Annotated in this window: 5 protein-coding genes; 4 read left to right on the forward strand and 1 reads right to left on the reverse strand. The window is 50.6% G+C overall.

The window, feature by feature from the left end; all coding sequences use genetic code 11:
• The coding region (locus tag ACYVF1_RS30820) for a hypothetical protein (protein ID WP_461086322.1) at positions 1-8,278 on the reverse strand (8,278 nt) is incomplete at its 3' end.
• 491 nt (positions 8,279-8,769) lie between these two features.
• On the opposite strand from ACYVF1_RS30820, the gene ACYVF1_RS30825 reads away from it, so the two are divergent.
• From ACYVF1_RS30825 to frr, 4 genes are all read left to right on the forward strand, one after another.
• Complete coding sequence (locus ACYVF1_RS30825; RefSeq protein ID WP_461086324.1) at positions 8,770-9,267, forward strand: acyl-CoA carboxylase biotin carboxyl carrier protein subunit; 498 nt, start codon at positions 8,770-8,772, stop codon at positions 9,265-9,267.
• 32 nt (positions 9,268-9,299) lie between these two features.
• Positions 9,300-10,265 carry a sugar phosphate isomerase/epimerase family protein gene (locus tag ACYVF1_RS30830; RefSeq protein ID WP_461086326.1) on the forward strand — a complete coding sequence of 322 codons (966 nt, stop codon included), beginning with the start codon at positions 9,300-9,302 and terminating at the stop codon, positions 10,263-10,265.
• 109 nt (positions 10,266-10,374) lie between these two features.
• Entirely contained in the window at positions 10,375-11,103 is a 729-nt protein-coding gene (pyrH, locus tag ACYVF1_RS30835; protein ID WP_461086328.1) for a UMP kinase, read from the forward strand.
• 128 nt (positions 11,104-11,231) lie between these two features.
• On the forward strand, positions 11,232-11,792 hold the full coding sequence (gene frr, locus ACYVF1_RS30840) for a ribosome recycling factor (protein WP_461086330.1): 561 nt from the start codon (positions 11,232-11,234) through the stop codon (positions 11,790-11,792).
• Positions 11,793-11,990: the final 198 nt, after the last annotated feature.

Below are 11,990 nucleotides of genomic sequence, written 5' to 3' on the forward strand. Positions count from 1 at the left end.
CGGGACACAGCGGCACTTTAGCCAGTCGATAGCCCACAAAGCGTCCTATAATCTCGGCAAAGTAGGTATCTCCACTGGCTGTTACGTAGCCCTGCAGGGTGCCCGCAGGCGGCTGAGCCCAGCCAGGCCCAAAGTTAAAGAAGCGGGGTCTGGCCCCGTTGGGCAAACGTACCGCCCGGCCGTCGGGGGCGATAAACAGGCGGCTGTAGTCGATACCGGGGGCGGCCATACGTCCGTTGGTGGACAAGGTTTCCTCCACCGCCGTGGGGGCGGGCTGGGCCTCGCAGCGGGTGAGGTCGGCCATCACCTGGCTGTAGGTAGGCAGGATGAGCTGGTTGTAGGTCGTTTTGGCCACCTGGCCACCCATCGCACTGGCCAGCAAGGCTCCTGCCTGCTCACAATGACCCGCCTGCAGGGCATCCACCACCGGGGTCAGATCGGTGGGGAAGCTCAAGGTCACCCAGGGAATCGACGATTGCATCTGGGCCATTAGTTTCTGAACATAGCTCAGGGCCAGCTCCCGGGAAAAGTGTCCGTTCTGGTCCTTGAAGAGTTCACTGAGCTGACACAGCATCTGGGCCAGATAGACCTCCATGGCGTCTTTGAGGGCTATATCCGGGGTTGAGCAGTTGTTGGAGACGGTTCGGGATAAGAGCTGAGTGGAAGCCGCCAGTCGGCCCCCCGGTTGCTGCTCAAATTGGAATTCGCCCGAGCAGGGCTGTCCATTGGTCAGTGTGCAGAGGTAGGTAAAGGTTTGGGTGGGTGGGCCGCTTACCGTTACAAATCGTAAGCTGGTCAGCTCTTTGCCCTGCTGGAACCATTTTAACTGGCCGGGGCACCAGTCGGTGTAGAGCAGGTAGACTTGCTCAATGTCGCCAGGATTGCGGGCATATTTATCCGGTATCCCCCCTTTTTCATAGTTGATCAGCGAACCGCAGGGGCCTGGCGTGTTTACAGGGCCACTTTGAGCCGGTACATAGTCTAAATCTGGAAAAGAGGGGTCATAACTTCCGGCAGTTCCGGCCAGGAATACGCAGAGTGATCCATTCTGTACACAACTCACGTAATACGCGTCGGACTGAGGTTCAGTGGCAAACACGTCCCCGTTAGAGCCATAGATTATTTTCATAGCAGGCCGTGTCACGACAAAACTTCGCGTGTCATTACGGGCCGACAACTCCGTTATACTATTCCCCGAGGCTTTTCGCCAACGGATCGGGTAGGTCACGTCGCACCAGGCTGCGCTGACGAAATACTCCGTTGTACTGATATTCCGGCTGCCGTTCATAATCGGTCCCGGAATAGCGCAATTGGGTTTTAGCGTTAGGCGAACGGGCGTAGGTGCCGAATTATTACAGGTCAGCTTGTAAGTCGTTGGCTGCCATACGGTGACGGTCATGGTACTGCCTGCCTGTAACAGATTACCATTTTCGTCTAGCCAGCGATACGTTCCCGGCTGACAATTACCCGCGTTGAAGCAACCTGAAGCCCGCAGAATAGCCGGAAAGCCGGGCGTCACCTGCGTACCACTCACCGTTAGTTCGGGCTCCCGGGCCGTAATGGTCACTTCCTGACTAGCTTCCGTCTTGTAGCGGGTCCGGCAGGTTGCCCCAATGGTAGCCGTTTCGGACAAGGTGATTTTATAGGGCGTATCCGGCCCGGTAACGCTGCCATCGCTCCAGGTAATGGTACCACCCGCCGGGCAGCCGGTGGGGGTAATCACCACTGGCCGGTTGCTGCAGCGAACAATGGATGTCGTTGAACTAACCAGTTGGAAGGCTGGACATTCTTCTTTATCGGGAGCTTCATTTTCAGTCGTAATAGAAATAGCGTCACTACAGAGTGTGTTGCCTCCCACTACGCAGCTAGCCGTATACGTAGCGGTTTCCATCGGTCCGACAGTAATCTGCGTGCCGACATCGCCCGAATTCCAGCGTACTGACCCGCCTGAGCAACCCATAGCCGTTAGCTCCACGGATTCACCAACCTTACTGGTTGTTTTCGATGCGGTCAACCGAAGTAAACACGTATTGACCCGTACGCTGGCTTTCTCCGAACAGACCGGATTACTACAACTGGCCACGTACTCAACCGTTGCCGGTGCCGTATTGGGTAAAGGAGTATGCGTCAACGTAGTACCCTGGCCCACGCTTACGCCCGCCAGCGACCAGTTCACCATACCCAGACAACCCGATACCTTTAGCTGCACCGACTCGCCTTGGCTGATGATTGCTTTCAGATTGGCGATCTGCAGGCAGGAATTTGACGTAATAACGAGTTGTTTCGAATTCACCGCCGGATACGTAACGGTTGTGCCGTCCTGCTCAACCTGGCAGGCCGCGTAATACGTAGTGGGTACAATCGGGAAGAGGTGATATTGCGGAGCCGTGAACTTGGTAGTGCTCGGATCGGACAGAAACTCACTGGTGCGCAGCGAAAGAATACGGGTGGTCTGGCTTCCCGTTGGTTCAGCGCTGCTTGTCCAGATGATCTTGCCTGGGCAGACCGGCGTCAATTGCAGGTCTATAGCGTAATATTCGTTATAAGGCTTGTACCCAGATAAGTCAAAACTTTCAACTACTTTTTTGGGCGCCCAGGGATCGCCAGTCCCCACCTCATACTCACCCGACTTGCCATTGTAAACAATGTTTTCTTTCCAATAGAGCTGGAAAGTAGCTGGGGTCACCTTCACCGACGACGTGCATCCGTTTGGAAAGGTGGCCGTGTACAGCTTTTCCTTCGTTGCAACGGGCACATAGACTGGATTTTGGAGTGTGTCCGTGAGCGAAACATTGGCCTCATCCTTCAGCGTAAACAGATGGCCACTTTTTATGCCAAGCAGGTTTACCGGCGTACCACTGGCGGTTTCCACATGCACGTAGTAGTTGGCGCAATTGACTAAGCTAGAGCCATTAATGGTTTTTACCAGGGTTGGGCAGGTCGCTTCTCCAGCCCGATTACAGGTGGCCGATACGCTTACCTCCCCCGTAATTCCTTCGAGTGTATAAAACCCGTTCGAAGACGTTGCACTGCATAATGTACCTTTGACTGACCAGTTTACCTGCCCGGTTTCGCAGCCGTAGTAGCCGAGTTGAACCGTATTATTGAACCCCGTCCAGTTGGTATAAATCGCTCTAAGACAACTCAGATTACGGATAGGGATGGCATTTGAATAGCAGGTCTTCGTCTCACTTGTGCAATAGGCTGAAACAATCAGATCGCTGGTAGGCGAAATCTTCACACTGCTGGCACTGCCTAACCCCTGCGACCAGGTTAACGTACCTACACAATTAGCCGCCGTTAACGTAATGACATCACCTTTTTGATACGTAGTAGCCGAGGCCGTAATTTGCAGGTTAGCGCAACCGGCAGACGATACCTTTACCTCGGCCGAAGTGGTACATATTTTACCCGACGCCAGCGTGCAAATAGCGATGTAGGTCTTTGTCGCTTGTGGGGTTACGTAAACCGACCATTGGCCCAGGCTGCCCCGTTCTACCCGGCCCGTTTCACCATCGGCCCAGGTATACGTTCCATTGCTGTTCTCGGTGCCATTGGTTCCGTTCCAGAGCGTGTATTCACCCGGGCAACCATAGATAGAGAGCTTTTGCTCATTAGAGATAATCGAACTCAGATTAGCCTTGTTATATACAACCAGGCTTAAATTACAGTCCTCCGCTGTACCAATGCCCACACGAGCGCCGGACGTACACCCCTCGGGGGTTTGAGCCACCACCTGATAGGTGCCCATCTGGGCCTCCGAGGTGTAGCGGAAAGATGGCTTTGCTGCTGTACTGGTAAAATTGTTGGGTCCCGACCAGTTATAAATCAAGTCTTTAGGCGACACGCCGTCCACCGCAGCCGACAGCACCACGGTGGCACCCTGGGCAAGCGATGCGGTCTGGCCTTTGTTGCTGCTGGTGAAGGACTGGCCGTTGGCCGAACCACTGGCTGTCATCGAGAAGGAAGTGACCTGAACCACCCCTGTTGCCTCGCCCAGGCAGCCCTGCTCACCCATCGACCAAACGCTAGATGTAGTGCTCTGGGTGGGCGTAACGACAATTTGGCTACCAATATCGCCCGTCGACCAGAGGTAGTTGTCGGCACCGTTCGCCGTCAACGTAGTGCTTTCACCGGCACACAGGTTGGCTTTCCCGGTAATGGTCAGCGAAGGCGCACTGGATACAGTTACATTTTTGGTAGCGGTCGCAGAAGCCCCATTGGCATTGGTTACCGTTACGCTATAGACTGTTGCGCTCGTTGGCGCAACAACAATCGTCGCTGATTGCTCCCCGGTCGACCACCGATAGCGGCTGCCTCCGCTGGCGGTCAGGGTTGTGCTTTGCCCGGCGCAAATGCTTAGGTTGCCACTAATCGTTGCGGTTAGTGGATTGCCTATCACAACGGTTGTTATAGCCGTGGCAGAGCAGCCTCCAGGCGACGTAACAGCCACTGTATACGTACCACTGTTTGCCAACGTAGTGTTTGGTACTATTGGATTAGCCTGGGTGCTGCTGAATGAGCTGGGCCCGCTCCATTGATACGTTGCTCCTGTCAGGTTTTCTCCGCGCACGTTCAACCGTAGCGAATCGCCCCAACTCACCTCACCTGCCAGGCTATTGCTGCTGGCCGTCACCGAAGGCGGAACGCCTATGGTCAAACTGGCAGGGCTTTGGGTATCGGTCAGTACCGGATCACTGCTCACCACCCGAATACGATAGTTGCTGCCCGCCAACGTAGCAGCCGGTATCATTACGTTAATGGGACTTGTCGAACCCGTACCAATTGAAATCGGACTGACAAAGTTGCCACTGCTGTCGGAAAGCTGGACGGTGAATGTATTGCCAGGGCCAAAGTTGCCTGCCCAAACGAAAGGTATAGCCAACGTACTACCAGCACAGACAGATGAGGGTGTGATAGTTCCTGTCCGGAGCGTCGGCTTATTGACGGTAATCTGTGCCACTGCATAAGGCATACAGCCCTCACCCGAGTAATTGGCCGTTACCGTATAGGAACCAGTATGGGTGTTGCCGACACCCAGAATCCGAAGAATGTCCCCGGTTGACGCATAGTTATTAGAACCCCGCCAACTGTAACTCGTTGCACCGGCTGACGTAGCAGTTAGAGATATGGTTTCTCCAGTTGTGTAATTCAAAGCACCGGTAATCGTTGGGGTCGGACGTATCGATACCTGTACCGCTGGTGAAGAATTACTCTTATTTCCATCAAGAATACATTTGGCTGAATAGGACGTAGTGGATGTCGGGACAAACGTCAGTGGGGATCCCGTCATTCCATTCGACCAAAGGATGTTTGTTTCATTAGGACAACCTTCTGCCTGTAACGTAACGGATTGATCGCCACAGAGTAGGGTGGTCGATGCAGAAACGGTGGGAATCGGGACAGGAACGTAGTTGACGGTTACCCAGGCCGGGTCGCTGAAGCAGCCGTCGGGGCTCTGGCACCGTGCCGTAAATGAAGTTGTCTGGCCAACAGTTACTGTTACGTTAGTGCCTTTGGCAGTCCCTGCTGCCCACTGCCATTGCGTGAGGTTGGCGCAACCCGTAGCGTTCAGAGTTACGGAACGTGGCGAAGAAATCGTGCCTGGATTAGCCGACAGAGCGGGTTTATTCAATGGGGTACGAATGGTCACTGTAGCTGCCGCAGGCCGAGATGTACAACTCTGCTGCGTACAAGTAGCTGAATACGTAGTGGTCTGCGTTAACGCTGGAGTTGTAAAGTTGTACCCCGTCGCGTTGGTGAAGAGCCAGTTGACTGTACCTGCGCAACCGCTAGCCAATAGCGTGGCAGATGTTCCAGCGCAGATAGTAACGTTGTTCACCGAGGGAGATGGGACCGTAGTAACAGTTATAGAAACGCTGGTAGACTGTGAGCAGCCATCCGCTGTGGTTGAGCGATAGGTATAGGTACCCTGCCGACTGGCATTCATGTTATGGATATCTACGTTAGGCGCAGTGGCCGTCAGGCTCGGCCCACTCCAGGTGGACGTACCAGGGGTGTTGGCGTCCTGGCCCAGACCTATTGAACTACCCTCACAAATGGTATAGGAGAATAACTTACGGGCTCCCTGCCCGTTTGCCCATACCCAGGGAATAATCGGGCTTAACCCATACGTGCGAGGTGGCACCAGGTCATTGTTGTTTAGGTCGGTAATACGTAGGGTATGGCTGCCTACTTGCCACTGAGCGGGCATCTCCCACCTGAATCCGTAGTCGGCAAAGCTTGAACCGGGTGCTTTAGTATCCCGGACCTCGGTTCGCTTCTGATCCGTTTTGAGGGTAGCAACAACGATATTGTCGATTCGGATTTGCAGGGTCGCGGCTTTATCCCGGCACAGTTGGTTGACCAGCCACCCTTTGATAAAAGTACAGTTGACATCCTCCAGATTAGCCTCATACTGAGCCGCAATGGTTACAGACACGCTGGTAGACTGCGTGCAACCATCTGCCATGACCGAGCGATAGATGTAAATACCCTGTCGGCTGGCGTTCATGTTGAGTATATCTACGTTGGGCGGGGTGGCCGTTAATCCAGGGCCATTCCAGGTGGGCGTGCCAGGGGTGTTGGCGTCCCGGCCTAGGCCCAGTCCGCTGCCCTCGCAGAGAGTATATGAGTTACCTTGACGGCTAATCAGCCCATCGGTAAATACCCAGGCCGCAGGGGGAGGTAGCGTAGATATGGGTGAGTTAATGCCGATAGTAGCCGTGGTGTTGGCAGTTCCGCTGACCAGCAAAGGATACCCATTAAGATCGCGCACCTGCACTTTATGAGTACCCTGACGATACTGCGTTGGCACTGACCATTGATAGCCATACGTAGCGGCCGACCCCACATCGGGCCGGGCCAGCGTTGTCGCCACACTATCCACAAGCGCGTCATTCATGTATATGTACACCCGAGTGGGTTGCTGATAATTTGTCACATCGCGAGCCCAGCCTTTGAGCAAATCACAATACACTTCATCGAGCCGCCCTTCATAAATAGGCACCTTAATGTTCGCACTCACCGAAGCAGAACATCCACTCGGCGTAGTGGCCGTTACGCTGTACAAGCCATTTACAGCCGTGGTTAAAGAGCCGACAGACGGATTTTGTAGAGTGGATGTAAAATTATTTGGCCCTTGCCAGTTATAATTTACCACCTCCCTGGATGCAGTTGCTGACGCTTTCAATCGCAAAGACTTGCTCTTTGGAGGGACATTAGCAGTAATAGTCAGGTCTCCCAATCCAAAGCTTGATACGGTAGTAGCGAATTGTTTACCAGTGGCAGTGGCAAATAAGTTGACCGTATGAATACGCCCATCATTCAGGCTGGCTGGAACAGGCCATAGAAAACCGTATTTGGTGTAAGGATGATTGGGGAAATTACCATCCCGAATGGCGGGCCATTCATAATCAGCCAGGATTGGGCCATACTGGGTTCCATCAATAGATAAAGTGATGTACTGAGAAACACCGGGATTTCCCTGATCAAGTATCCAGCCTTTAAAATAGCTGCAATTAGCAATATCCAGATTGCCAATTAGATTGCCCGTACCAGCTCTGGCACCGCTGCTTGCTTTCACATTGCTCGAATCACGAGCAACGGGAGAAAGAGCGGTAACCGGCAGGCAAAACATACCTACCTTATTGTATAATTCATTTGGTTCCGGTTGTGCCGTTCTACGAAGTAATCGGAAGCAGAAATCAGGTGAATTTTTATGCTGAAAATAACCGCTAAGCGTAATTTTTACGCTTTCGCTGAGTGTTGGCCTGCCTGTTATGCCGTTATAATAGTTACCTCCTGTCTGAATAAATCCTTCTGGCATCAGCACGTGAAGACTGAATGACCGCTGAGCCTCAAAGAAAAATATCTGGCTAGGTAGAATGGGCAATAACTCAGCCGTAATGGTAATCTCAAATTCTTCCCCGACTGCTACGTTCGGTTTATTCGCCTGCATCAGAAACCGAATTGGATCTGGGCCTGAGGGTTTCTTAATGGGCAGCGGTTTGGGAATTGGCAACGGAGCAATCACCAACATACTACGTGGATCATTATGGCTGATCCGCTGCCCGTTCGCTATTCGCTTTGTTCGTATTGAGTTCTCCGAATGAAGCTTGGTAGTCTTGCGAACTGTGTGCGGTGTGCTGCTTGAATTTCGTAATGCGATAGATAGTAGACCAGTTTTAGCAGGCGAGGTAAAATTGACAGCCAACGGAGTAGCGTTTACTGAATAAACAACAAATCCAGTAAACAGGAACAGTAAAAATTGCCTCATACAGCAGTACAATCACGGGTGAGCAAAACGTATCTATCGCCATAGATTGACAAAGTATGTGCCGTTCCCAAGTCAATATGCCAAAATAAATATTTCTTTTGAAATATATAGAATACTTAATTGGTAGTCTTTTTGTAAAATCGGTTACCTGATCCTAATACTGATAACCTTTATTTGTCAGAAGCTGTAAGTTTATAAAATGGATTAGTAAGCTGGTTTTTCGTTAGGCCAATTTGATAACAAAGGAGCGTCCGTTGCGGCAAACATCAATTTTATACGTATCTATGTGATCGGGTAATTGCTGAAAAATGGCCAGAAGGATTTGGTATTTATTTTGTGGGACTGATTTCGAAGAATAAGCAGTCTCAGCAAAATAAATGCAAATTTTGCATCACAGTCTTATAATCGGATACTCCCTGGCGCTGTAGTAATAATTAGCCGTCCTGGCTGTAAATGACTATTTCTGACTATACGTAGCGATTTGACAATTTATGTACACGACAACCCTAAACGACCAGCCGTTCACAATTGATTTCACGCCCGACGGCCCTACACTTAACGGTACGTCTTTTGATTGGGATTTGGTGAAACTATCGGAACGTAGCTTTCATATTCTCCACCAGAACCGCTCGTATTCGGCTGAAATACTGGAACTGAACGTAGCGGAAAAATCGGTTCGGTTGAAAATAAACGGCCATTTGCATCAGGTTCAATTAAAAGATCGCTTCGATCTGTTGCTCGAAAAAATGGGCATGAGCAGTGCTGCCAATGCTCGAATTAACGATCTGAAAGCGCCTATGCCCGGCCTGATTGTGGGTATCAGCATTCAGGCCGGCGATACGGTCAGCAAAGGCGATAGTCTGTTGATTCTGGAAGCGATGAAGATGGAGAACGTACTGAAATCGCCCGGCGACGGCATCATAAAAAGCATTCGGATAGGCAAAGGCGACCGCGTTGAAAAAGGGCAGGTATTGGTAGAATTTGCCTGATGAATGGTTTAGTAAGCAACTGCCTTACTGCTATGCAAGCATCCCTTTCCCGACGCCGATTTCTGGAACAAACAGCGAAGACTGCCGCTGTGCTGCCGCTATTGCCTGCTACGTTCCCCACGGAGACTAAACCTGCCGACGTAGCGGTGCCTGACATTCATATTTTCTCGAAACACCTTCAGTTTCTGAACTATGCCGATATGGCTGATGCCGCAGCCAATATGGGTTTCGCGGGTGTCGACCTAACTGTTCGTCCGGCTGGACACGTACTGCCAGAGCGGGTAGAAGATGATCTGCCGAAAGCCGTTGACGCGCTTCGAAAAGTTAACCTCGCTCCTAATCTGATGACTACGGCGGTGGGTGATGCGGCCAATCCTGTCGATAGTAAATTACTGAAAACGGCTGCCAAACTGGGCTTCAAGACGTATCGGATGGTCTGGTATCAGTATGACCAGAAGCAGTCGATTCCAGAATCAATACGTTCGTTTGGCGAAAAAATACGGTCACTTGCCGAGCTGAATAAAACGCTTCAGTTAACTGGCTGTTACCAAAACCATGCAGGTCTGTTGGTAGGTTCGACTGTCTGGGAAATATGGGAACTTCTCAAAACGGCCGACTCAACTCACATGGGCGTTCAATACGACATTCGACACGCTATAGTAGAAGGCGGACAATCATGGCCGAACGGACTTCGTTTGGTGATGCCGCAGCTTAAAGCCATTACGCTTAAAGATTTTCATTGGGGGAAATCAACCGGAAGCGGACCGTCTAAATGGGTGGTGCAGGATGTACCGATGGGGCAGGGGATGATTGACTTTAAGACGTATTTCGCTACGTTGAAACAGAATAATATTCGCGTGCCTATTACGCTACATATCGAGTACCCAATGGGTGGGGCTGAGCATGGCGCAACCAGGCTGTCTATTCCTCATAATGAGCTATTTGTCGCAATGAAACGTGATATGAATCTGATAAAAGAACTTTGGAAATCTGCCTGAATAGGCTGGCCAGATAGAGTGTCGACAGGTGATTGACTTGTCGTACTTTGTCACTTTGCTTTCCTCCTTGCCCGGTTTTTCTGTATCTTTGCCCGCAAAATTTCCCTTCATGACATCACAAACAAAGTACAAACGCATCCTGCTCAAGCTGAGTGGGGAGGCTCTTGCTGGGCCTAGTGGTTACAATATTGACCCGGCTGTACTCGAACAGTACAGTAAGGAAATCAAAGAGGTGGTGGATTTGGGAGTTCAGGTTGCCATTGTTATAGGGGGTGGAAATATCTTCCGGGGTGTGTCAGGCGAACGGTCGGGTATTGACCGGGTACAGGGTGATTATATGGGGATGCTGGCCACGGTAATCAATGCTATGGCTATTCAGAGTTCACTCGAAAAGCACGGTATGTACACTCGCGTGATGTCGGCTATCAAAATGGAGCAGGTCTGCGAACCCTACGTCCGTCGCCGGGCGGTACGTCACCTCGAAAAAGGCCGTGTTGTTATTTTCGGTGCTGGAACGGGTAACCCTTACTTCACAACTGATTCAACGGCGGCATTACGTGCCATTGAGGTCGAAGCCGACGTCGTACTCAAGGGCACGAAAGTCGATGGGGTATACACGGCCGACCCGATGAAAGACAAAACGGCCACGCGATACACGACGATTACGTTCGAAGACGTTTATGAAAAAAAACTGAGCGTAATGGATTTAACGGCCTTTACGTTATGTCAGGAAAACAATTTACCGATTATTGTTTTTAACATGAATAAGCAGGGTAGTCTTCTCAAACTGATTCAAGGTGACGATGATCAGGGAACGTTGATTACCACGTCGTTATAAAGTTATATTGGTGTAAAGTTTAAAGTTTATAGTGTTGCGAAGTTTAGCTTAGAACTTACAACTATTCAAGTCTTTAACTTTACAGTCCTACAGCTTTACAACCCTAAAACTTTCTAACTAAGCTAAAGATGGAAGAGATCGAGTTATTTCTCGACGATGCAAAAGATACGATGGAGAAGGCACTCAAGCATTTATCCATCGAACTGACAAAAATTCGGGCCGGGCGGGCCAGTGCCAGTATGCTGGATGGTATTCAGGTTGAATACTACGGAATGCTTTCCCCCCTGAATACAGTAGCTTCGGTGAATACGACTGATGCCCGCACCATTGCCATTAAGCCCTTCGAGAGAAAACTTATTGGTGAAGTTGAAAAAGCCATACGCAACTCAAACCTCGGGCTGTCGCCAACCAACGATGGTGAAATTATTCGGCTGAATATTCCACCCCTGACCGAAGAACGTCGTCGCGACCTTGTTAAGAAAGTGAAGCAGGAAGTAGAAACGGCTAAAGTCAACGTTCGTAATATTCGGAAAGATACCAACGAAGATATTCGGAAACTGGTGAAAGATGGGGTGTCGGAAGACGCTGTAAAAATGGGGGAAGAGCGCGTTCAGAAACTGACTGATACGTTCATCGCTCGCATCGACGATACGTTTGTAGCCAAAGAAAAAGATATTCTGGCCGTATAAATCATTGAGGCACACGTAAGAAGCGGATATACTGTATAAAGTGTATCCGCTTTCCTTATTTTCAGGAACAGTGAATTTCCGTAAACGTAGCTAGTGTAATCTTCGAACTGTAACGCCGATAACTCATTGGAAAATTGGTTTACAAATACAGGTTTTATATTTATGCCTTGATAATAAACCGTTTATGATCCTATCTCC

The organism is Spirosoma flavus (genome assembly GCF_054778555.1).